Below are 20,981 nucleotides of genomic sequence, written 5' to 3'. Positions count from 1 at the left end.
GCTGGTCTCCGTTTTAGTATCTGTTTGATGAGCTGATCATCCCAAGAAGCCCGGCGCTTTGACAAATGACGAGTATTCACAATATGATGAATCTGATTCACCTCATTGAGTTACCACCTAATCCGCCACCAAGGCCGCAATGCGAAAACTCCCCAGTTTCTTTTCTCTGCGCGCCTTTGAAGCTGCTGCCCGACTGCAGAGTTTTGCCCTCGCAAGCGAAGAATTGCACCTGTCGCCATCGGCCATCAGCCACCAGGTGCGCGGGCTGGAAACCTATTTCGGCAAGCCCATGTTCACCCGCTCGTTCCGCCGCGTCGAACTGACTGCGGAAGGACGGCGTCTGTTGGACCAGTTGTCGGTGGCGTTCGATCTCATGGAAGCGGCCTGCGAAGAACTCGGCCCGGCGCGCCGCAGCGACGCGCTGGCGGTGCATTGCTCGCCCAGCTTCGCGACCAAATGGCTGGGCCCGCGGCTGCCGCGCTTCATGCAGCAATATCCGGACATCAACATCAGCATGTCCTCAGGCGCCGAGCCGGTCGACCTGTTGCGCCACGAAGAACTCGACCTGGCCATCGCCTACGGCAACGCGCCGCAGCGGGCCGGCATCGTCAGCGAAGCGATCGGCTCGGAAACCATCGTCCCGCTGTGTTCGCCCGCGCTGCTCCGAGACAAACCCACCGCCGTGAAGCTGGCCGATATCGCCGGCATGACGCTGATCCAGTCGACGCTCAATCCGGTGCGCTGGAGCGACTGGTTTGCGTTGAACGGCATGAAGCTGCCGCCCGGACGGCCGATGCCATCATTCGACCGCGCTTCGCTGGCGCTGGCGGCCGCCGTCAACAGTGTCGGGATTGCATTGGAAAGCACGCGCCTGGCGGAGCAGGAAATCGCCAACGGCGAACTGGTGCGGCTGGATGGGGGAGAACTGAAGTCGGTCCTGCGCGAAACCCATTTTCTCAGTTATCGCGAGGGCGAAAAGAACAGCAAGAAGATCATGCGCTTTCGCGACTGGCTCTTCTTGCAAGCGCAATTAAATCAAGCGTAAACAATCGACTGCGATCGATTCTTCATACATCACTTCCACTCCAGGATGGCATTTTTGCGGTCCAGCCAATGCACTTTCACCGTCGCTGCATTGACCTTGCGGCCGGCGCAGGCGCTGGCCGCCAGCGCGAACGGCGTGTCGTAGTAGCGACCGTCGTTGGACGAGCGCATGCGTGTCTGTGGCGCGTTCTGCGCCAGCCATTCACCGGCATTGGTGCGCATGTAGATCATGCAGGCGCTGCCGCTGGTGTCGGCCACTTCGCACTTGCAGGTGTTGGCGCTGGTGGTGACCACCGGCTTGTCCGGCTCCGGGCGATCGTAACCGAGCGGATATGGCAGGCGCGGTTGCGGCTGTGCCCACGCCAGACTCGCCGCGCCCAGCGTCAGTGCGATGAGGAGTGAAGTTGCTTTCATTGGCATGCCTTTCAGACAATAAAATCAGCCGCCGGAAGTTGAGATCAAAGATTAACTACCGGCGGCAATCAATTGTTTACATTGATTATTTAGCCTTCAATACCCACAACGACGTCACTTCCTTGACGCGAGCGGCATGCAGCGGATCCTCAGCATCGCTGGAACGCGGATGGCGCGGCTTGATGTCTTGCTTCAGTGCGACGCGCAAGCCCGCCTTGTCGAACATCGCCTGCAATTCAGCGCGCGAACGCAAGCCCAGGTGCTCGGCGAAATCAGACAGGATCAGCCACCCCTCGCCGTTCGGCGTCAGATGCGCCGCCAGCCCGTCGAGGAAACCGCGCAGCATGCGGCTGTCCGGATCGTAGATCGCATGTTCGATCGGCGAGCTCGGCTTGGCCGGCACCCACGGTGGATTACAGACAATCAGCGGCGCCTGGCCCGGCGGGAACAGATCGGCAGTGACCAGTTCGACCTGCTTGTCGACGCCGAGGCGTTTCAGGTTTTCCGCCGCACATTCCAGCGCGCGTGCACTCTGGTCGGTGGCGACGATGTGCTTGACGCCGCGCTTTGCCAGCAGGGCCGCCAGCACGCCGGTGCCGGTGCCGATGTCGAACGCCAATTGCACGGACGGCAAGTTGGCGCGCCCGATCAGATCAATGTATTCGCCGCGCACCGGCGAGAACACACCGTAATACGGATGGATGCTGCCGTCCAGCGCCGGGATGGGCACGCCCTTCTTGCGCCATTCATGTGCGCCGATCAGGCCGAGCACTTCGCGCAGGGTCGCTACGCTGGCTTCCTTGCCTGCGCCGTAGACTTCTTCACAAGCCTGGCTGACGTCGGGTGCGCGACGCAAAGGAATGGCGTAGTCGGCTTCCAGCGGCACCAGCAGCATGCCGAGGATACGCGCGCGTTGCGCCTGCGCCTGGCGATGCTGGTGGAATGTCTGGGTGATCGAAGCTGCAGGTGTGGTTACGGCGGCTTTCTTGTCCTTCTTGTCTTTCTTGTCAGCGACCTTGACCGACTTGCGCTCGGCCTGCTTGTCGATGCGGCGCGCCAGCGCTTGCAACAGTTGTCGCGCATTCTGGAAGTCGCCGCGCCAGAGCAGGCCGGTGCCTTCGCAGACCAGCTTGTAGGCGACGTCGGCGGGAATGCGATCATCGGCGACGATGACCTTTTTCGGCGGCGGATTGCCGGCTTCGGAGCGCCAGCGGGCGGAACGATTTTCCTCTGCTTCGGTCCAGCTTATAAGAGGGAAATCAGGGGAATCGTTCATGGTGATGCTTTCTTGAGTTGATACCAGAGCTGGAGATGGAACTGCAACTGATGCTGGAGTTGATGAAGTAATGATGAAATGATGAATTACTGGCCTGCCGCAGTGTAACAAATGTGGAGGCCGGAACCTTCCCCAGCACGAACTCGCTACATCTCTTATCATGAACCGTTAAATATTCAACAACGCACGACTTGGCAAAATTACAAGTTTTGCGTGAATTTTGATTAATCCCGATCAATCCCGATCAATTCCCATCAACCAACGCCCGGAGCCGACATGTCAGACCCCATACTGCGTCAAGACGATGCCAACCACGTGCGACTCAAGCACATCCTGGCCGAACTGGAACAGGCGCTGCAGGACATTCCTGCAGACTCGCCGCAAGCCGCACTGCTGCGCAAGGATTTCGCCTTGCTCAAGAGCCATCTCGCCAGCCCCGAGGTCGAAGCTGCAGTCCTGCGCGAACATATCGGCAAGACCCGCAATTCGGCACAGGACCTGATGGATTCCGTGGAAGGCGCGATCCTCAAGGACAGCCCCTACGTCGCCGAGCTCGGCCGCATCCTCGGCATGATCTGAACCAAAGGACACCCGCATGTACGCAAAGATCCTCGTTCCTGTCGACGGCAGCAACACTGCCAACCAGGCCCTGGACGAAGCCATCAAACTGGCTAAAACGCTTGGTAGTTCCATCGAAGTGCTGCACGTCGTCGACAATAGCCACCTGCTTTACGACACGGGTCTCAGCGCTGCGGCCGGTGTGCACGGCAGCGTCGTCGACGCCGGCCAGACCATCCTCGAGCAAGCCAAATCGCGCGTCATCTCGGCCGGCCTGCGCGGCGAAACCCGTCTGGTCGAAGACCCGGTGGCGCTGGGCGACATTCCCGGCACCATCCTCAAGGCGGCCAGGGACAGCAAGGCCGAACTGGTGGTGATCGGTTCGCACGGCCGCACCGGTTTCCGCAAACTGGTGCTGGGCAGCGTGGCCGAGAAGGTCATGCATCAATGTCCGTTGCCGGTATGGATCATACGCGGCAAGGAAGCCTGAACAATCTGAATGCTTGCGCACAATGAAAAACGCCCTGGCAATCAGGGCGTTTTTTCTTTCCGGCTTCCACGTGGTTGAGCTGGCTCGTTGCAAGCAAGATGCTTACTTCTCCGGCAACGGAATCCATTCCACCTCGCCCGGGATTGCACCGAACACTTCACGGTCCTGCGCCCGCCACGCCAGCTTGGCGCTCTCGATGAGCTCCTTGCTGCTGGCCACGAAATTCCACCAGACGAAGCGCGGACCGTCGATAGGCTCGCCGCCCAGCACCATGAAGAGCGTGTCGCTCTGCGCCGTCAGCAGTACTTCAACGCCCGGCTCCAGGATCGCCAGCACGCCCGCTTCCAGCGCTTCGCCGTCCAGCGTCGCGCCGCCGGTGACGACATACACCGCGCGTTCACTGTAATCGGCAGGCAGGCTCAGCGTTCCGCCGGCCTTGATGCGACCGCACACATACAACGTCGGGCTGGAAGTCTTCACCGGCGACTCATGACCATAAGCCTTGCCCGCCAACAGGTGCAGACTGGCGGCACCCACGTCGATGCGCGGCATGTCGTCTTCCGCATAGTGATGGAAGCTGGCTTCCCCCTGCTCCTGGTCCTTCGGCAAGGCCACCCACATCTGCAGGCCGTGCACCGGCACCTTGTCGTCGCGGATGTCGTCCGGAACGCGTTCGGAGTGCACGATGCCGCGCCCCGCCGCCATCCAGTTGACCGCCCCCGGCGTAATCCGCTGCACGACGCCGAGGCTGTCGCGATGCATCATGGCGCCGGAAAACAGATACGTCACCGTCGCCAGGCCGATATGCGGATGGGGACGAACGTCGCCTTCGGTGGTGCCGCTGTCGAATTCGACCGGGCCCATGTGATCGAAGAACACGAACGGACCGACCGTGCGGGCGGCGGCGGCCGGCAACAGGCGGCGCACCGGGAAACCGATGTCGCGCACCAGGCCGTGGATCAGATGACGAATGCTGCTCATGTGGCGTTCCTTGTCAAAAAGTGATGGTTCAAAACTTGCCGGCGCGGAAATCGTCGATGGCCTGTTCGACCTCTTCGCGGGTGTTCATGACGAACGGTCCCCATTGCGCGATCGGCTCATTGAGCGGCTCGCCGGAGATCAGCAGAAAGCGGCTGTCCTTGCTCGCCTGGATTTCAACGCCTTCCGCGCCTGCCGCGTTGCTGAGGATCGCCATGCGTCCGGCGGCGGCCACGCGCTGGTCTTGTCCGATCAGCAATTCGCCTTCGTACACATACAGGAAGGCATTATGCGTCGCCGGAATCGGCAAGGCGAGCCGTTTATCGGCCTGCACGTTTAGATCCAGATACAGCGGCGCCGTAGTCGGACGTTCAACCGCACCCTTGACGCCGAACGCTTCGCCGGCCAGCACGCGCACCTGCACGCCATCCTGGGGCGTCACTTCGGGAATCTGCGCCGACGGAATGTCGCTGTAGCCCGGCGTGGTCATCTTGTCGCGGCCGGCCAGGTTCACCCACAACTGGAAACCGCTCATGAGGCCGTCTTCCTGCTCCGGCAATTCCGAGTGCACGAGGCCGCGGCCGGCGGTCATCCATTGCATGCCGCCCGGCTCCAGCAGGCCTTCGTTGCCGGCGTTGTCGCGATGGCGCATGCGCCCTTGCAGCATGTAGGTCACGGTTTCAAAGCCGCGATGCGGATGGTCGGGGAAACCGGCCAGGTAATCGTCGGGCTTGTCCGAATGAAATGCGTCCAGCATCAGGAAAGGATCCAGGCGACGTTGCAGATCATGCGTCAGCACGCGGGTAAGGCTGACACCGGCGCCATCCTGGGTCGGGATGCCGTTGACCAGCCGTTCCAGCTGGCGGGTAAAAGTGGTGCTCATGGTGTTTCTCCTGTGAGGTGCGGAGATGACGGCAGCGGATGTGCCGCCGTCACCTTGTTACCAGATTGTTGCTATTGCAGTTTTATCAACGATGCAGTTGCATCAGCTGATGCCAGCTCATTCGTCGGCGGGTTTCACCGACCAGACGATCAGCAGGCCGCCGATGATGGACACGTTCTTCAGGAAGTGTGTCAGTTGGCCTTGCATGGCGGCAGCGTCGACAGCCCAGAAACGGTGTGCGGCCAATGTCGCGCCGACAGTGAAGATAGCGATCAGCAAGGCGGCAGGACGGGCAAAGCGGCTGCCTGTCAGCAACAGCAGGCCGGCGCCGACTTCGACCAGGATCGTGACGATCACGGCGACGGTCGGCACGGGGATGCCAAGGCTGCCCATGTAACCGACCGTGCCGGAAAAGCCGATGATCTTGAAGATGCCGGAAATGACAAACAGCGATGCCAGCAGGACGCGGCCGACGGTGAAAGCGGATTTGGAAATGATCATGATGAAACTCCCTCGAATGAATAAATGAATGTTGTGAATGTTGGATTTGTGATCTGTAGCTGAAGCACTGGTGTTTCAGAAAGCACGATCAGAATAATGCGAATAATCACAACAAGAAATTGATTATTTTTCTATAATCAATATCTAATTATTAGATAATGTTGCCGATATGAACATAGAACGCTTTTCCCTCGACCAGCTGCGGGTATTCGTCCAAGTGGCAGACAGCGGCAGCTTCCTCGCTGCCGCCCGTGTCCTGGCCCGTGCCCAATCGGCGGTCAGCTACGCCATCGGCACACTGGAAAGCCAACTCAACGTCGCCCTGTTCGACCGCAGCGGCTATCGTCCGCAACTGACCGACGCCGGCGAAGCGCTGCTGCGCGATGCGCGCCAGGTGCTGGACCAGGTCGATTCGCTCCAGGTGCGCGCCAGTGCGTTTTCGCAGGGACAGGAACTGGAGGTCGCGCTGGCGGTGGACGTGTTCTTCCCCACCGATTGCCTGGTCGACCTGCTGCGCCGCTTCCGAGACGCCTTCCCTGCGGTGACGGTGCGGCTGGAGGTAGAAGCGCTGGGCGCGGTGGCCGAACGCGTGATCGATGGTCGCGCCATGCTGGGGATCCTCGGCACGCTGCCGACCACGCCGCCCAATCTGCTGCGCGTGACCTTGCCCAGCGTGATGGTGGTCGGCGTGGTGTCGCCGCAGCATCCTCTGGCGGCGGTCAAGGGCAGGATTCCGGACAAGCTGCTGGCGCAGCAGACCCAGCTGGTATTGAGCGACCGCAGCGAACTGACTGCGCGCCAGGATTTCTCGGTGCATTCGCGCCTGTCCTGGCGCATGAGCGACCTCGGCACCAAGCACGCGCTGCTGCGCGCGGCGATGGGCTGGGGTTACATGCCGGAGCATGTGGTCAAGGATGACCTGAAGTCGGGCAAGCTGGTGCGCATCCTGACCTCGCAGCATTCGCCCGAAGGCATGGCCTTGCCGATCCAGTGCGTGTACCGGCCCGACTATCGCGCCGGACCGGCCCTGTCGTGGTGGCTGGATTCGCTGGCGGGGTTGAAGACGCTGGATGGGATCAGCGTTACGTGATCACAGTCCTGTTGACCTTCGCGCTGCAGAACTTACTGTTCCACATCACCATCGCCTACGACATCCTGCGCCACAAGGGCGTGAAGATCGGCAAGATGGATTACCTTGGGTTTTAAATCGACGGATTTCTATTATTCTTGATTTTCGTTCAATAGAATTCTTTTCCCAGGGACTGCTTATTCATATTTGAAGCGAACCCCTCTAGCATGGCGAGCACACCTTTAACCAAGGACGCTCGCCATGAAAGATGTCTCCCATTCACGCCTCCTGCCGACGCAGCTCGCCAAATCCATCACCGGCGAACAGCACTACCACGTCACAGTTCCAGGTACAGCAAACGCCGCTCTGTTATCTGTGGTGTCCTTCCAGGCTGTCGAAGCCTTGGGTGAACCGTATCGCATCGTCGTGCAGCTCACGCATCCGCAGGAATTGGATCGTGCGCAGTATCTCGGCAAGGAGGCCAGTTTCAACATCACGCCGTCGGTCATCGATGCATTTTCCGGCCACGTCAACGATGCGCAAGAGGGACGCACCTTTGTCGGCTGCATCACCCATTTCAACAAGCGCAAGCAGAACCACGACTTTCACAGCTACGAAATCGTCATCGAACCGCTGGTTGCTCGCCTGCGCCTGACCCATGCCAGCCGCGTGTTCCAGAAGAAGACCGCACCGCAGATCATCGAAGCCATCCTGCGCCGCCACGACTTCAACGGCAATCAGTTTCAGTTCAAGACCCGTCGCACCTATCCCGAGCATGCCTTCCGTCTGCAATACCAGATGAGCGATTGGGACTACATCTATCTGCTGATGCAGCAGGAAGGTCTGTACAGCTACTTCACCCCGGGCAAGTTCGGCGACATCATCGTCTTCGGCGACGACATCGACCACTACATTTACAAGCCTGAACTCAAGGTGCCGTATCGTGAGAACGCCGGACTGGAGTCTGCTCAGGAAACCGTTTTCAGCCTGCAAACACAATCGCAAACGGTCCCGGCCTCGTACCGCGTGGCCGACTACCATCCGACCGACGCCTGGGAGCGGTTCAAGGAAGAAGTCAATATCGCGCGCGCCGACAAGACCACCTACGGCCAGCCCTATGTCTACGGTAGTCATCACCTGGATCAGGCAAGTGCCAAATGGGAAGCGCAACTGCGTCATGAAGCGGCCATTGCCCGCCAGATCGTCTACACCGGCGAGAGCAACATCCTCGAACTGCGTACGGCGCGCATCCTGCGCATGGATCATGCCTTGCCCGATGCGCCCAACGGACAGATGATCGTCAGCGTCACCCACAGCGGCGCGCGCGACGCCGCCTACAAGAACAGCTATACCGCCATTCCCAGCGACCGGCGCTTCCGGCTACCACTCGACGAAGCCAACTGGCCGAAGATCGCAGGCACACTATCGGCCCGCGTCACCTCGCCCGGCAAGTACCCGCATGCCTACATCACCAAGCACGGTCATTACACGGTACGGTTCGACCTCGATTTCGACGAATGGAATCCGGGCGGCGAGAGCGTACCGCTGCGACTGGCGAAACCGTTTGCCGGCGCCAATGAAACCGGTTTCCACTTCCCGATCATCGACGGCACCGAAGCCGCGATCACCTTCATGGATGGCAATCCCAACAAACCGTATATCGCCCACCTGCATCACAACAGCCGTGAGCCGGACCACATCACCACACAGGACCGTTGGTTGAGCCGCAATGTCATTCGCACTCAGAGCAACAACAAACTCAGGATGGAAGACTGGAAGGGGCAGGAACACGTCAAGCTGGCCACCGAGCATGGCAAGAGTCAGTTGAATCTCGGTCATCTGGTCGACAGCAAGAAACAACGGCGTGGCGAAGGACTGGAACTACGCACCGACAATCATGCGGCCATTCGTGGCGGTAAAGGTGTGTTCATCAGCGCCGATGCGCAGCCCGGAGCGCAGGGCCGGCAGCTGGATATGCAAGCAGCTATCGCCAATCTGGAAGCCTCTCTGGCGCAGACTTATGCTTTGAGCCAAGCCACCAAATCTGCACAAGCCATTGCCGCCGACTATGCCGAACAAAAGGCAATGCTCGACGACACCTTAAAACAACTCAAGCACGCTGGGATCGTCATGAGTGCACCTGCTGGAATCGCCTTGGCATCCGGCATGGACGTGCAGGTTTCCGCGCGCGAGCATCTGATCGCCACGGCAGGCGGCAATGCTGATATCAGCATCATGAAGCGATTTACAGTCGCTGCGGGTGAAGCCATTTCTCTGATTGCGCACAAGCTGGGCATGAAACTGTTTGCCGCCAAGGGCAAAGTCGAGATTCAGGCGCAGAGCGACGACATGGCGCTGACGGCAGACAAGAACGTCATGATGACTAGCGCTAATGGCCGCCTCGACATTAGTGCCAAGGAAGAAATCATCCTCAAGGCAGGCGGTTCGTACATCAGGATCACCCCCTTGGGTATCGAAGAAGGCACGCTGGGTGACAGAACCTGGAAAGCCGGGAGTCATCGCCGACAAGGACCAGCATCGCTGGCGCAAGAGATGAACGACTGGAAGCAGGCCAAGTTCGATGAGCAGTTCGGCGTTGGCTGGGGCTTCACTCAGCAAGTTCCCCCATCGCAAAAAATCAACATGGTGCTGGGCGATCAGGGTGTTGTCGCCGGCGCAACGGATACAGATGGTCAAACGACGATACAAAAAAGTATTTCGGCTGACCCACTGCATTTGCGCATTGCTCCCCATAAATAACTCGACAGAAAACGGAAACGATCATGACTACCATCAAACGTATCATTCCACCGCGCATTCTCAAGAGTGGCGTCGTCGAATATCACTCCGTGACCTCGCCGCCGGACGATAGTATCGCCATGTGTTCCAAGGTGCCGGACCGGATCATTCCGGTGATCTTTGTGCCGGGGGTGATGGGATCGAATTTGCAGTCGATAGAAACCAACGCGACAAAATCAAAAGCGGTATGGGTCGTGAATAGCACAAAAGGTGTTGCATGGCGTTGGGGATTCCGAGGAACAGAGAAACGAAAAAACTTGCTTGATCCTGCCAAAACGGAAGTCTACCATGGAGGCGACTTGCCATCAGGCGCCGCCCCGCGCAGCGTCTTCCACACCCACCCGACGCCGACGCAGGAAGAAATCGACAAAGAACTGGTCCGGCGCGGCTGGGGCGAAGTATCCCATCTGAGCTACGGCCCTTGGCTCAAGTGGCTGGAAGAGAGCCTGAACGATGCCGACTACACCAAGACCGGACTGGAATACGCCAGCAGCGGCCTGCGTCCGCGTCTGATGAAAGAACTGGTCGCCCATGCGCCCGGCATTGATCCGCTGACCTTCGATGAAGTGGGCCTATCCTATCGCTACCAATTCCCGGTGCATGCGGTCGGCTACAACTGGCTGCAATCGAATGCCGACTCGGCCAAACGCCTGCAAGCCCAGATCGACGAATTCATCCGGCATTACGATAAAACCTATACCTGCAAAAACGTCATCCTCGTTACTCACTCCATGGGTGGGCTGGTGGCGCGGCATTACAGCGAGGTGCTCAACCAGCGCGATAAGGTGCTTGGCGTGGTGCATGGCGTTATGCCGACCACGGGCGCGGCCACGGCCTATAAGCGAGTGAAATCCGGTGTGGAAGGTAGCGCGGGCATTGTCGTGGGTGACGACGCAGCGGAGGTCACAGCGGTGTTTGCGCAAGCGCCGGGGCCGCTGCAACTCTTGCCCAGCAGCGAGTACGGCAACGGCTGGCTCAAGATCAGGGATGGCGAGCAACGGATCAGTCTGCCGCAGGGCAACGATCCTTATCGCGAAATTTATACCGTGCGCGGCAAGTGGTGGGGGCTCATTGATGACAAGCTGATTAATCCGTTGGATGAACGAAAGACGAAGGCGACGCTGAATAGAGACTGGGAGAGTTTCAAAAAACTAATCGACAAAAAAGTAAAGCCGTTTCACCAAGATATTGCCAATCGATTTCATCCCGTCACCTACGCCTTCTACGGCGACGACAAAGCGCACAGCGCCTGGGGTGATGTCGTCTGGGAGCGCAAGCTCTCCCATGCTGCCCGCATGCTGGGTACGGCTGCACCGATTGACGACGTCAAGAGCGGTCGTGTGCTGCAAGACCACGGACAAGGTGAGCAACTGCTGCTGCAACAAAGCGGCGGCATCGCCATGCCGACCGGATTCAAACTGACAGAAGCCAATGAGAACGGTGACGGCACCGTGCCGGTTCGTTCTGGCCGCGTGCCGCAAGACAAAGTGCGCGTCTGCGTTGGTTATCCCGGGGTCGATCACGAAGGCGCATATAAGCACCAGGCACAACGTCTCTTCACCTTGTGGTCCATCGTTAAGATTGCCCAGCACGTCAAACCGCCCTTGCGCTACGAGATCGATGGAGGATGCCCACAATGAATTCACACCTATTTTTAAAATCCATTATTGCCCTTGGCCTGACGCTGACCATTAGCGCTTGCGAGCCGAAACCCTTGACCGAACAGGAACAACGCACCGTGACCGAACTGACCGCAAACATGAAGACCCAGTGTGTGGGCCGCTACCTGATCGACTTACCGGCTGAGGTGGATATCTATGGTCATGCCAAATTGAACGATGTCGATATCAAGATAGAACCGATGTCACAGCAAGCGTTCTTGGATGGCATGTATAAAAGGGACACTGAACTGAAAGCGATGAAACACATACATGGCTATCAGTTTTTATTCGGCGACAACGAGTATCGCCCGATGGACTCCAGTACCGAACAGATGCGGAAAGAAGGGATTTGGCACTTTATCCATTTGGATGATGAATATTCCGGAGATATGGGAAGAACTCTTGAAGCCTATAAATGGGACAAGGGTTATCGCATCAAGTTGGAGACAGATACATGGGATTACACAAGATCAAAGGATACAGACGAGGCGAGTGTCAAAGAAATGGGCAACCGGGTTCCTTCCAGACTCGGTTATATGATGGGACTGTTACACGACTTTCGTGGCTTGGCTGCAGGCGAAATTCCGAAAGAGCCTGGCGTGTGTCTCACTGGCGGCTTCATCCAGATGGAGGCTTCGGCTGAGGAGGAGGTGTCGATGTCATTTTATTTGCGTGACAAACGTGACGTCAGTTTTGATCTGGAGACCAATTCCAATATTCGAGAAAAAACCACCTTGCTACAACGTGGCCGTCAAATCGAAGAAACGTATGCAGAACGAAATGGACACACCGTGCGAAAAGGAAAGGTCGATCTTCCTACATTGACATCTCCTGAAGAATGGCTTGCGTCCGGAATAACGGACTCAAAAGTACCGGGACATCATTTCACACTAGAAGCGAACTCCACCGTCAGCGGTGCACAGACGCCTCTATTGATGCTGGACATGGACAACGGCGCTTTCCCTCAAAATGTACCAAGAGATGAAATCATCAAAGCCTCCCTCACCGAAGGCGAAGCCATCGCCCTGTGGGACGCCGTCTCGCGCACCCTCCGGGTACGTCCGGGCGCGATGGACGCCATACCAATCGCGAAAGTGGATACCCGCCTGCCTTTGGGTACGTTGACCCGCAGTGGTCAACTGTGTCGTCAGCCCGGTCACTGCCGTGCGTATTGGAACGGCAAGACCTACCATGCAACGCTTTACCCTAACAGTCCCGCGCCCATGCTCAAGGTGATGGAGCCGGTTCCTTATCGCTGGCTGCCGAGCTTTGTCAACAAAATGCTGCTTAGAAATGAACGGTTGCCTATGGTGCTGGTGGAGCATAAGGTTGACTGGGAACTGACAAGCTATTTCTTGTGAGAGGTATCCATCGTTCTCTGCGGAGACAATTCTATAAGCCACCTCCTCTGCGATCCGTCAATGCGCCGAAAACCGGCTGCGGTATTGCGCCGGACTCACGCCAAGCTGACGCTGAAACACGCGCCGCAGGTTCTGCTCTTCGCCGTGGCCGGTTTCGGTGGCGATGCTCTTGAGCGGCAGATCGGTTTCTTCCAGCGCGCGACAAGCTGCCTCCAGGCGCATCGCTTCGACCGTCTTGGCCGGCGTGCGGCCTTGCTCGGCGACATAGGTGCGGGCGAAGGTGCGCGGGCTCATGTTGACGCGACTGGCCAGGTTTTCCACACGCAGGTCGTGCTTGAGATTGGAGGCGATCCAGGCGTGCAGCTCGGCGAAACGGGCGTTTTCCGACGACTGCGATACCAGCGGCACGCTGAACTGCGACTGCCCGCCGGGGCGCTTAATGAACATCACCAGTTGCCGCGCCGTCGCAATCGCCACCTTGTGGCCGTAATCCTGTTCCACCAGCGCCAGGGTCATGTCTATCCCCGCCGTCACCCCGGCCGAGGTCCAGATGTCGCCCTGGCGGATGAAGATCGGTTCGGGATCGACTTCAATCGCCGGGAATTGCTGCTGCAAGCGCAGCGCCCAGTCCCAATGTGTGGTCACGCGTTTGCCGTCCAGCAGCCCTGCCTCCGCCAGCAGGAAGGCGCCGGAACAGACCGAACACACCCGCCGTGCACGCCCTGCATGCTGTTTGATCCACGCCACCAGCGCCGGATCGGCGTCGAATCGTTCGCCGACGCTGCCGCCCGGCGCAATGATGGTGTCAATGTCGAGCTGATCGAGCGCCTCCAGCGCTTCGGTCTCCACGCTCAGTCCGGCGCCGGTCATCAAGGCGCCGCCGGCTGACGACAGCACCCGCACTTCGTACAGGGGACGTGGGTCGCTCACTCCCGCCGACGCAGCCACCCGCCCCGCGCTCACAAAGGTTTGCAAGGGGCCGCTGAGGTCGATCAGGTTCATGCCCGGATAGGCCAGCAAGGCGATGCACAAGGGATTGCGGGGCTTCATGGATGGTCTCGTCCTCTTATGGATTCAGCTTGCCGCTGCAGTATTTGCGGCCGTATTCCTGGCAGCGGCGGCATTCGCCAGCATCCACCACACGCTGACGACCGCGCAGACCAGCAGCAAGGGCAGGATCGCCAGGTTGAGCGCCGACCAGCCGTAGTGTTCCAGCAAGGGCCCGGCGGCCAGCGTCGCCAGCGCGGTAGCAGCATAGCGCAAAAATTCCGACAACCCCTGTGCCCGCGCCCGCTCGCTGGGCCGGTACGACTGCGCCAGCAAGGTGGTGCCGCCGACGAACATGAAATTCCAGCCCACGCCCAGGCACAGCAAGGCCACGTAGAATGCCGGCAGGCTGGTCGACGCCATCGCGATCAGCGCGCACGCAAGGTTGAGCGCCACGCCTGCCAGCACCACCGGTCCGAGCCCGATACGCTTGATCAGCGCGCCGGCGAAGAAGGACGGCGCATACATGCCGACCAGGTGCCACTGGATGATATTGGCGCCGTCGTCGATGCCGTGACGGCAGGCCACCGCCGCCAGCGGGGCCGCAGTCATGATGAACATCATCACCATCGAGCCGACCACGTTGTTGGCCAGCGCAGCGACGAACACCGGCTGGCGCGCAATCTCGGAGGTGGCGCGCGCCGGCAACTCCGGTTCCGCAGCGGCTTGCACGGCAGCGGCCGCTCCGGTATCGCGGTAGAACACCAGCAGGACGATCATCGACAACAGGCTCAGCAACGCCACCATCAGGTAGGCGCCGGAAAACAAGGCGGTCGGGAACAGGTCCTTGCTCCAGGATGCCAGCGCCGGCCCCAGTACGGCGGCAATCACGCCTCCCGTCAACACGGTCGAGATGGCGCGGCTCTTGAATTCGGCGCTCACTGCGTCAGCAGCCGCCAGCCGGTAATACTGGGCGAAGGCCTGGAACACGCCAACCGCGGCGGTGCCGATGCAGAAGCCCCAGAAATGCCCGTGGAACACCGACCACACCGAAATCGCCCCACCGATCGCCCCCGCCAGCGCGCCCAGTGCGAAGCTCAGACGCCGTCCCAGCCGCTGGATCAGGAATGCCGCGAACCACGTCACCACCGCCCCGGCCACGGTGATGAGCGCAAACGGCAGTGTCGCCAGGGACTTGTCCGGCGCCAACTGGTAGCCGGTCAGCGCGGTCAGCGTCAAGTCGATCGAAATGGCGCAGGTGAACAGCCCCTGGCATATAGCCAGGATGCGGGCGTTGCGATACCCTGAGTCATGAGAACCGGGTAAGGAAGCCCTGCTAATATCGTTTTGTTGATGCAATGTTGGCAATCTCACGGACTTCTTTCAGAACAATGGCGATGGTCAAATTGTCGAATCCGTGCGCGATGGGGTCAATGACACAAAACATTCAATTCCTGCCACCGCGAATCATTGAGGGAGATGACTTATGCTGATGAACGCCAACGAATCCGCCCTGCTGATCATCGATGTGCAGGAAAAACTGATGCCGGCCATTCACGACGGCACCAACGTACTGGCGCAGAACGTCCGTCTCGCCACCATCGCCAGCTTGCTCGGACTGCCCGTGATCGCGACCGAACAGACGCCCGAAAAGCTCGGTCCCAATCATCCCGACGTCAAACGCCTGTGTGACCGCACGCTCGCCAAGACGCATTTCGACGCCTGCGTCGACGGCCTGCCGGCAACCTTCCTGCCGGCCTGCAAGGAAGTCGTCATCAGTGGCTGCGAAGCCCACGTCTGCATGCTGCAGACCGCCATGACGCTGCTGCAAAACGGCTATCGCGTGTGGGTGGTGACCGACGCCACCGGCTCGCGCAAGACCTCCGACCGCGATGCCGCTTTCACACGGCTGGCGCAGGCCGGCGCCTGTCTGGTGACGCTGGAAATGGTGGCCTTCGAATGGATGCGCGACAGCCGGCATCCGTTATTTCGGGAAGTGCTGAAGCTAATCAAGTAAACTCCGTGCATTACACTTACATCGGCAACGACGCGCGTCGTCGCCGCACAGAAAAAAGGAATCCGCTTCGCCTATGTCCCTGCCCGCCAACGCTGCCGATGCTTCCGCTCCTGCTCCCGCACCAGTCCTGCAGGTGCTCAAAGCCGGTTGCGCCTCCTGCAGCCTGCATCAGTTGTGCCTGCCCATGGGACTGGACCAAGCCGACATGCAGCGCCTGGACCAGATCATCGGCCGCCGCCGCCGCGTCAAGCGCGACCAGAGCCTGTATCGCATGGACGATGCATTCGACATGCTGTACGCGATCCGGCTAGGCCACTTCAAGACCTATCAGGTCAACAGCAACGGCTCGCAGCAGATCACCGGTTTCCAGATGGCCGGCGAACTGCTGGGCATGGACGCCATCGGCACCGGTCGCCACCAGTGCGAAGCGGTCGCGCTGGAAGACAGCGAGGTTTGCGAAATCCCGTTCAGCCGGCTGGAAGAATTATTCCAGGACATGCCGATGCTGTTGCGCCAGTTCCATCGCATCATGAGCAAGGAAATCTCGCGCGAGCAAGGCGTCATGCTCACGCTCAACAGCATGAGCGCACAACAGAAGCTGGCGGCCTTCCTGGTTAACCTGTCCACGCGTTACGCCACGCGTGGCTATTCGGCGAGCCGGTTCCAGCTGCGCATGACGCGCGAGGAAATCGGCAACTACCTCGGCCTGGCGGTCGAGAGCGTCAGCCGCCTGCTGTCCAACCTGAAGAAAAACGGCGTGATCGACGTCAATCATCGCGATCTGGACCTGCTCAACCTCCCGGCGCTGCGTTCTATCGCGCTGGGCACGGATCCCTGCGCCTGAAGCACTGAGCGAATCAACCACTGTAATCCGTATGACGCAACAAACTCGACCTGTTTCCTTCTTGCGCGCACGACTCGCGCGTGACCATCATCTCGGTCTGCCGCTCACGACCGGCATCCTGGCCGTACTGAGCGCCTGCGCGCTGTTCGCCCTGGTCGCCGCACATGCGCTGTCGCCGGGCGCGCTGGTGGATCTCGATCAACACATCGCCGACTGGCTGCATGCGCGCGCCACTGCCGGACTCACGCAAGCGGTGCTGGCGTACACCCATCTGCACGGCACCATCGGCGTGCTGGCGATGAGCGCGGTGCTGGCATTTTTCCTGTTGCGGCAACAGCCGCGAGCGAGCGCCTGGCTGCTAACGCTGACGGTCACGGTGCCGGGCGGGATGCTGTTCAACTACTGGCTGAAATTCCAGTTCCAACGTATGCGCCCGCGCTTCGACAATCCCATCCTGACGCTCGACAGCTACAGTTTCCCGAGCGGCCATACTATCGGCGCGACCTTGTTCTACAGCGTGCTGGCCGCATGGCTGGCGAGCCTGCCCGGAAATCGCGCACGGCGGCCGGAAATTATTGCCATTGCGATAACATTGACGATACTGGCAGCACTGAGCCGGCTCTACCTCGGCGCCCATTTCTTCAGCGACGTGCTGGCCGCTATGCTGGAAGGACTGGCCTGGTTCGCCTTGTGGGCGACGATTATTTTTACCGTACAGCGGCACCAATTGGCGAGAAAGTCTTCAAACTGATTTTGACGATAACTTTCTGCCAATGACAATAAGACCAGCAACAGAATCCGCCCCAACAGCTGAATTGCCGCGCAGTTCCTCTTCCCCCTCCATCAAGGTCGCTGTCATCATCAATGCCCACGCCGGCGGCGGGCATGCCCAGGAGCTGGCGCAACGCGTCACTGACGGCTTCCATCAGCATCAGGTCGAGGCAAACGTCACGCTGGCGGCAGACGGTGCGGCCCTCATCGATGCCGCGCGCGCCGCGCTGGAAGACGGCGCCGACATCATCGTCGCCGGCGGCGGCGACGGCAGCGTCAACGCCGTGGCGTCGGTAGTCAGCGCCAGCAAGGCCGCGTTCGGCGTGCTGCCACTGGGCACACTGAACCATTTCGCCAAGGATCTCAACATCCCGCTCGCGCTCGACGACGCCATCCGCAACATCGTCGAGGGACGTCGTCTCGCCATCGACACCGGCGAAGTCAACGGCGTGCTGTTCATCAACAATTCCAGCCTGGGGTTGTATCCGGATATCGTGCGTGACCGTGAAAAGCAGCAAAACCGTCTCGGCCGCGGCAAATGGCTGGCGTTCTGCTGGGCTGCGATGGGCGCGCTGCGGCGCTATCCCTTCCTCGACGTGCGCATGGATATCAAGGACGACCAAGACAATGCCGAAAGCCACCGACGACGCACGCCCTTCGTCTTCATCGGCAACAATGAATACCTGATGGACGGCCTCAACATCGGCAAGCGCAACAGCCTGTCCGATGGCAAGCTGAGCCTCTACGTCTGCCATCGCACCGGCCGGCTCGGCCTGGTCCGGCTGGCGCTGCACGCGCTGTTCGGCAGGCTCCTGCAGGCGCGCGACTTCGACATGCTGAGCGCAGCCGAAATTGAAATCGATACCCGCCACCGTCACGGCCAGCATCGCATCAAGCGACTGCGCGTCGCCACCGACGGCGAAGTCACCATCATGCAGACGCCGCTGGTCTATCGCATCCGGCCGGCGTCGCTGACGGTGATCGTGCCGACCATCGCTGATGCCGATGCATCTGCAGACATGAAAGACACCCGTACATTCACAGAACAGGAGGCATGACATGCGTACCATCGTCCATCTCTCCGACCTGCATTTCGGCCGTATCGACGAAGCGCTGATCGCACCGATCATTGCACAGATACACGAACTTGCGCCGGACCTCATCGTCGTCTCCGGCGACCTGACCCAACGGGCGCGCTCCGAGCAATTCCGCGAAGCACGCCAGTTCCTCGACGCCTTGCCGCAGCCGCAGATCGTGGTGCCAGGCAATCACGACATTCCGCTGTTCAATGTGGCAGCCCGTTTCTTCAGCCCGCTGACCAAATACCGCCGCCACATCACGGAGCAGTTGCAGCCGATTTTCATCGACGAGGAAATCGCCGTCATCGGCATCAATACCGCACGCTCGCTGACGATCAAGGATGGCCGCGTCAACGACCGCCAGATCGAGATTGCACGGCGCGAACTGGCCGCCGCCGCCGATCACGTCGTCAAGATCATCGTCACCCACCATCCCTTTGACCTGCCGCCCGGACCGCAACATCACGACCTGGTCGGCAAGGCATTGCCGGCCATGCGTGCGTTTGCCATCTGCGGTGCAGATGTGCTGCTGGCCGGCCACGTGCACACCAGTTCTGCGGCAAGCAGCGCCGCGCGTTATGACATTCAGGGATATTCGGCGCTGGTGGTGCAGGCCGGTACGGCAACCTCAACGCGCAGTCGCGGCGAGACAAATTCCTTCAATGTGCTGCGCGTGGAAGCGCATCACATCATTGTCGAACGAATGCATTGGCAAGTTGAGCAGGGAAAGTTCGTGCTGGGAGCAGCCGACGCCTTCGAGCAACGTGGTAACGAATGGTTTGCCGTAGTATCGTGAAATCAAAAGGCTCCGTCTCGTGAAAGACGGAGCCTTCAGCAGTACAGTCCGTACGGACTTTTTCCTCTCGGATTTACCTCTTCGCGCCGGGATTGCCCTTCATGTCCGGGTTGTTCGCAGGAATGCTCTTGTCATCGCCGTCACCGCCGGACGCCTTGCCCATCGCACCGGCTTCGGAAGCGCGTTTGTCCTTGCGCTCGGCCGACTTGGTGGCGCGCGATTTACCCTTGGCGTTGTCGGTCACCTGATTGGTGGCGTTATTGGCCGGACCCGACTTGTCGTCGCCGTCGCCGCCGCCTGCATTGACCGCATGTGCTTGCATGCCGGCAGACATTGCGCCGACCATGACCAACAGGGCAAGTTGCTTCTTCATAGTGATCTCCTTGGGATAGTAAATAGTCGCCGTGACAAGGTGTCCGGCGTAACCCCATGTTAGAAGCTCATCGGCGGAAAGGCAGTCGGTGTGCACCGCGAGCGCGCGTCAGAGAAACCATTGCAGCGCTGTCAGGCATTGCTGAATCAAAGCGATCCGTTTCACCGCTGCGGCGGATTGTCGATGAAGTCGGCGACGCGATCCAGCGTCGGCGCGATATGGCGGAATGGCCGCGACAAACTCAGCACCAGCGTCACATGCGAAGTGTTGTCAAAGTACAGCTCCTGCACCGGCACCTTGTTTTCGCGCAGCAGGCGCGCCAGGCCGGCGGTATTGCGCTCGGCCTCGACCAGCTTGTCTTTGTGCGAGGCGATCAGCAAGGCAGGTACGTGGCTTTCGCCAACGTGCCTGACCGGCTGTGACTCAGGCGGCGTATCGGGAAACCAGAACACCGGCTTCACATCGGGATTTTCAATCGGTAGAAAATCATACGGCCCGGCCAATCCGATCCAGCCGCGCAACTGTTGCGGCGAGGCGCCCACCTCTTTCAGCCAGCGCGGATCGAGCGCCACCATTGCTGCATTGTAGGCGCCGGCGCTGTGTCCCATCACGAACACACGTTTGAGATCAGCGCCGTAGCCATCCGCGTGCTGCAGCGTCCATGCTACGGCGGCAGCGCTGTCGCGCACGAACTCCGGATAGCGCACTTCGGGATAGACGCGATAGTCGGCGATCACCGTGATGTAGCCGCGCGAACTCAAGGCTTCGCCGACAAAGGCGTAATCCTTGCGACTGCCGTTGTTCCAACTGCCGCCGTAGAAGAACACCACCACCGGCAAGCCGGCCACGATCGAGGCGTCAGGCGACGTCTTCTGCGGGACGTAGATGTCGAGTTGCTGGCGCGGATTGGCGCCGTAGGAAATATCGGCGGTCTTCTGATAGGCCGCTCCAGGCGTGACGGCGTTGAGCGCCTTCAGCGGTGAACAAGCGATCAGGCCGCCGCCCGCCAGCACGACCACGCCGACGATGATCAGCAGTTTGCCGAATAAGCTCATGTGATGCCTTGTTTCAATGTATGTC

Annotated in this window: 21 protein-coding genes and 1 pseudogene; 13 read left to right on the top strand and 9 right to left on the bottom strand. The window is 59.9% G+C overall.

The annotated features are described in order from the left end of the window. The first annotated feature begins 139 nt into the window (after positions 1 to 139). A complete protein-coding gene (locus ACIROW_RS01240; RefSeq protein ID WP_402271050.1) occupies positions 140 to 1,045 on the top strand; it encodes a LysR substrate-binding domain-containing protein in 906 nt (301 codons plus the stop codon). A 29-nt stretch (positions 1,046 to 1,074) separates the two neighbouring features. Here the strand turns inward: ACIROW_RS01240 and ACIROW_RS01235 are convergent, their stop codons facing one another. Then, the gene (locus ACIROW_RS01235) at positions 1,075 to 1,458 is read right to left on the bottom strand and encodes a hypothetical protein (RefSeq protein ID WP_402271048.1); all 384 of its coding nucleotides are present in this window, start codon (positions 1,456 to 1,458) and stop codon (positions 1,075 to 1,077) included. An 85-nt stretch (positions 1,459 to 1,543) separates the two neighbouring features. Beyond that, entirely contained in the window at positions 1,544 to 2,734 is a 1,191-nt protein-coding gene (locus ACIROW_RS01230) for a methyltransferase (RefSeq protein ID WP_402271046.1), read from the bottom strand. A gap of 276 nt (positions 2,735 to 3,010) precedes the next feature. Here ACIROW_RS01230 and ACIROW_RS01225 point away from each other — a divergent pair, with 276 nt between their 5' ends. After that, positions 3,011 to 3,313, top strand: coding sequence for a hypothetical protein (locus ACIROW_RS01225; protein ID WP_402271043.1), 303 nt, complete (start codon positions 3,011 to 3,013; stop codon positions 3,311 to 3,313). 16 nt (positions 3,314 to 3,329) lie between these two features. Then, entirely contained in the window at positions 3,330 to 3,782 is a 453-nt protein-coding gene (locus ACIROW_RS01220) for a universal stress protein (RefSeq protein WP_402271041.1), read from the top strand. A gap of 102 nt (positions 3,783 to 3,884) precedes the next feature. Here the strand turns inward: ACIROW_RS01220 and ACIROW_RS01215 are convergent, their stop codons facing one another. From ACIROW_RS01215 to ACIROW_RS01205, 3 genes are all read right to left on the bottom strand, one after another. Beyond that, a complete protein-coding gene (locus tag ACIROW_RS01215) occupies positions 3,885 to 4,763 on the bottom strand; it encodes a pirin family protein (RefSeq protein WP_402271038.1) in 879 nt (292 codons plus the stop codon). A gap of 28 nt (positions 4,764 to 4,791) precedes the next feature. Beyond that, on the bottom strand, positions 4,792 to 5,643 hold the full coding sequence (locus ACIROW_RS01210; protein WP_402271036.1) for a pirin family protein: 852 nt from the start codon (positions 5,641 to 5,643) through the stop codon (positions 4,792 to 4,794). A gap of 117 nt (positions 5,644 to 5,760) precedes the next feature. Beyond that, positions 5,761 to 6,144 (bottom strand): DoxX family protein, encoded by a 384-nt coding sequence (locus ACIROW_RS01205; RefSeq protein WP_402271034.1) that lies wholly within the window; start codon positions 6,142 to 6,144, stop codon positions 5,761 to 5,763. A 169-nt stretch (positions 6,145 to 6,313) separates the two neighbouring features. Between ACIROW_RS01205 and ACIROW_RS01200 the strand changes: the two genes are divergently transcribed. The 5 genes and pseudogenes from ACIROW_RS01200 (at position 6,314) to ACIROW_RS01180 (ending at position 13,034) form a co-directional block, all read left to right on the top strand. Continuing rightward, positions 6,314 to 7,234 (top strand): LysR family transcriptional regulator, encoded by a 921-nt coding sequence (locus ACIROW_RS01200; protein WP_402271031.1) that lies wholly within the window; start codon positions 6,314 to 6,316, stop codon positions 7,232 to 7,234. A gap of 8 nt (positions 7,235 to 7,242) precedes the next feature. After that, positions 7,243 to 7,350, top strand: a pseudogene (locus ACIROW_RS01195) (DUF1993 family protein); the annotation flags it as partial. A 124-nt stretch (positions 7,351 to 7,474) separates the two neighbouring features. Next, positions 7,475 to 9,973, top strand: coding sequence for a type VI secretion system Vgr family protein (locus ACIROW_RS01190; protein ID WP_402271028.1), 2,499 nt, complete (start codon positions 7,475 to 7,477; stop codon positions 9,971 to 9,973). A gap of 23 nt (positions 9,974 to 9,996) precedes the next feature. After that, a complete protein-coding gene (locus ACIROW_RS01185) occupies positions 9,997 to 11,652 on the top strand; it encodes a hypothetical protein (protein WP_402271025.1) in 1,656 nt (551 codons plus the stop codon). Then, positions 11,649 to 13,034 (top strand): T6SS immunity protein Tli4 family protein, encoded by a 1,386-nt coding sequence (locus ACIROW_RS01180; RefSeq protein ID WP_402271022.1) that lies wholly within the window; start codon positions 11,649 to 11,651, stop codon positions 13,032 to 13,034. Before ACIROW_RS01185 ends, ACIROW_RS01180 begins: the two co-directional genes overlap by 4 nt. A 57-nt stretch (positions 13,035 to 13,091) precedes the next feature. Here ACIROW_RS01180 and ACIROW_RS01175 read toward each other — a convergent pair whose 3' ends face one another. Then, complete coding sequence (locus ACIROW_RS01175; RefSeq protein ID WP_402271020.1) at positions 13,092 to 14,084, bottom strand: GlxA family transcriptional regulator; 993 nt, start codon at positions 14,082 to 14,084, stop codon at positions 13,092 to 13,094. A 24-nt stretch (positions 14,085 to 14,108) separates the two neighbouring features. After that, complete coding sequence (locus tag ACIROW_RS01170) at positions 14,109 to 15,362, bottom strand: MFS transporter (RefSeq protein ID WP_402272425.1); 1,254 nt, start codon at positions 15,360 to 15,362, stop codon at positions 14,109 to 14,111. Between the two features lie 145 nt (positions 15,363 to 15,507). Here ACIROW_RS01170 and ACIROW_RS01165 point away from each other — a divergent pair, with 145 nt between their 5' ends. The 5 genes from ACIROW_RS01165 to ACIROW_RS01145 all read left to right on the top strand — a co-directional run bounded on the left by ACIROW_RS01165 (position 15,508) and on the right by ACIROW_RS01145 (position 19,528). Next, positions 15,508 to 16,038, top strand: coding sequence for an isochorismatase family protein (locus tag ACIROW_RS01165; protein WP_402271018.1), 531 nt, complete (start codon positions 15,508 to 15,510; stop codon positions 16,036 to 16,038). Between the two features lie 73 nt (positions 16,039 to 16,111). After that, positions 16,112 to 16,882: a fumarate/nitrate reduction transcriptional regulator Fnr gene (gene fnr / locus ACIROW_RS01160; protein WP_402271015.1), complete on the top strand. Its 771-nt coding sequence runs from the start codon at positions 16,112 to 16,114 to the stop codon at positions 16,880 to 16,882. A 31-nt stretch (positions 16,883 to 16,913) separates the two neighbouring features. Further along, positions 16,914 to 17,633, top strand: a complete 720-nt coding sequence (locus ACIROW_RS01155; protein WP_402271013.1) for a phosphatase PAP2 family protein — start codon at positions 16,914 to 16,916, stop codon at positions 17,631 to 17,633. Positions 17,634 to 17,655: 22 nt separating this feature from the next. Then, positions 17,656 to 18,711, top strand: a complete 1,056-nt coding sequence (locus ACIROW_RS01150; RefSeq protein ID WP_402271010.1) for a diacylglycerol/lipid kinase family protein — start codon at positions 17,656 to 17,658, stop codon at positions 18,709 to 18,711. Between the two features lies 1 nt (position 18,712). Continuing rightward, positions 18,713 to 19,528, top strand: a complete 816-nt coding sequence (locus ACIROW_RS01145; protein ID WP_402271008.1) for a metallophosphoesterase family protein — start codon at positions 18,713 to 18,715, stop codon at positions 19,526 to 19,528. Between the two features lie 73 nt (positions 19,529 to 19,601). On the opposite strand, the gene ACIROW_RS01140 is transcribed toward ACIROW_RS01145, so the two are convergent. Next, entirely contained in the window at positions 19,602 to 19,901 is a 300-nt protein-coding gene (locus ACIROW_RS01140) for a hypothetical protein (RefSeq protein WP_402271005.1), read from the bottom strand. 161 nt (positions 19,902 to 20,062) lie between these two features. Next, on the bottom strand, positions 20,063 to 20,956 hold the full coding sequence (locus ACIROW_RS01135) for an alpha/beta hydrolase (RefSeq protein ID WP_402271002.1): 894 nt from the start codon (positions 20,954 to 20,956) through the stop codon (positions 20,063 to 20,065). Between the last annotated feature and the right edge of the window lie 25 nt (positions 20,957 to 20,981).

Origin of the sequence: Herbaspirillum sp. NPDC101397 (assembly GCF_044767325.1) — a bacterium.
Classification (GTDB): domain Bacteria; phylum Pseudomonadota; class Gammaproteobacteria; order Burkholderiales; family Burkholderiaceae_D; genus Herbaspirillum.
The sequence above is the reverse complement of the archived record's forward strand: the minus strand, read 5'-3'. Positions and strand labels throughout refer to the sequence as shown.

What these genes read in the sequence shown, in the direction of transcription:
- ACIROW_RS01240 (WP_402271050.1), top strand. Translation starts at nt 140, where the DNA reads ATGCGAAAACTCCCCAGTTTCTTTTCTCTGCGCGCCTTTGAAGCTGCT.
- ACIROW_RS01235 (WP_402271048.1), bottom strand. Translation starts at nt 1,458, where the DNA reads ATGAAAGCAACTTCACTCCTCATCGCACTGACGCTGGGCGCGGCGAGT.
- ACIROW_RS01230 (WP_402271046.1), bottom strand. Translation starts at nt 2,734, where the DNA reads ATGAACGATTCCCCTGATTTCCCTCTTATAAGCTGGACCGAAGCAGAG.
- ACIROW_RS01225 (WP_402271043.1), top strand. Translation starts at nt 3,011, where the DNA reads ATGTCAGACCCCATACTGCGTCAAGACGATGCCAACCACGTGCGACTC.
- ACIROW_RS01220 (WP_402271041.1), top strand. Translation starts at nt 3,330, where the DNA reads ATGTACGCAAAGATCCTCGTTCCTGTCGACGGCAGCAACACTGCCAAC.
- ACIROW_RS01215 (WP_402271038.1), bottom strand. Translation starts at nt 4,763, where the DNA reads ATGAGCAGCATTCGTCATCTGATCCACGGCCTGGTGCGCGACATCGGT.
- ACIROW_RS01210 (WP_402271036.1), bottom strand. Translation starts at nt 5,643, where the DNA reads ATGAGCACCACTTTTACCCGCCAGCTGGAACGGCTGGTCAACGGCATC.
- ACIROW_RS01205 (WP_402271034.1), bottom strand. Translation starts at nt 6,144, where the DNA reads ATGATCATTTCCAAATCCGCTTTCACCGTCGGCCGCGTCCTGCTGGCA.
- ACIROW_RS01200 (WP_402271031.1), top strand. Translation starts at nt 6,314, where the DNA reads ATGAACATAGAACGCTTTTCCCTCGACCAGCTGCGGGTATTCGTCCAA.
- ACIROW_RS01190 (WP_402271028.1), top strand. Translation starts at nt 7,475, where the DNA reads ATGAAAGATGTCTCCCATTCACGCCTCCTGCCGACGCAGCTCGCCAAA.
- ACIROW_RS01185 (WP_402271025.1), top strand. Translation starts at nt 9,997, where the DNA reads ATGACTACCATCAAACGTATCATTCCACCGCGCATTCTCAAGAGTGGC.
- ACIROW_RS01180 (WP_402271022.1), top strand. Translation starts at nt 11,649, where the DNA reads ATGAATTCACACCTATTTTTAAAATCCATTATTGCCCTTGGCCTGACG.
- ACIROW_RS01175 (WP_402271020.1), bottom strand. Translation starts at nt 14,084, where the DNA reads ATGAAGCCCCGCAATCCCTTGTGCATCGCCTTGCTGGCCTATCCGGGC.
- ACIROW_RS01165 (WP_402271018.1), top strand. Translation starts at nt 15,508, where the DNA reads ATGCTGATGAACGCCAACGAATCCGCCCTGCTGATCATCGATGTGCAG.
- fnr (WP_402271015.1), top strand. Translation starts at nt 16,112, where the DNA reads ATGTCCCTGCCCGCCAACGCTGCCGATGCTTCCGCTCCTGCTCCCGCA.
- ACIROW_RS01155 (WP_402271013.1), top strand. Translation starts at nt 16,914, where the DNA reads ATGACGCAACAAACTCGACCTGTTTCCTTCTTGCGCGCACGACTCGCG.
- ACIROW_RS01150 (WP_402271010.1), top strand. Translation starts at nt 17,656, where the DNA reads ATGACAATAAGACCAGCAACAGAATCCGCCCCAACAGCTGAATTGCCG.
- ACIROW_RS01145 (WP_402271008.1), top strand. Translation starts at nt 18,713, where the DNA reads ATGCGTACCATCGTCCATCTCTCCGACCTGCATTTCGGCCGTATCGAC.
- ACIROW_RS01140 (WP_402271005.1), bottom strand. Translation starts at nt 19,901, where the DNA reads ATGAAGAAGCAACTTGCCCTGTTGGTCATGGTCGGCGCAATGTCTGCC.
- ACIROW_RS01135 (WP_402271002.1), bottom strand. Translation starts at nt 20,956, where the DNA reads ATGAGCTTATTCGGCAAACTGCTGATCATCGTCGGCGTGGTCGTGCTG.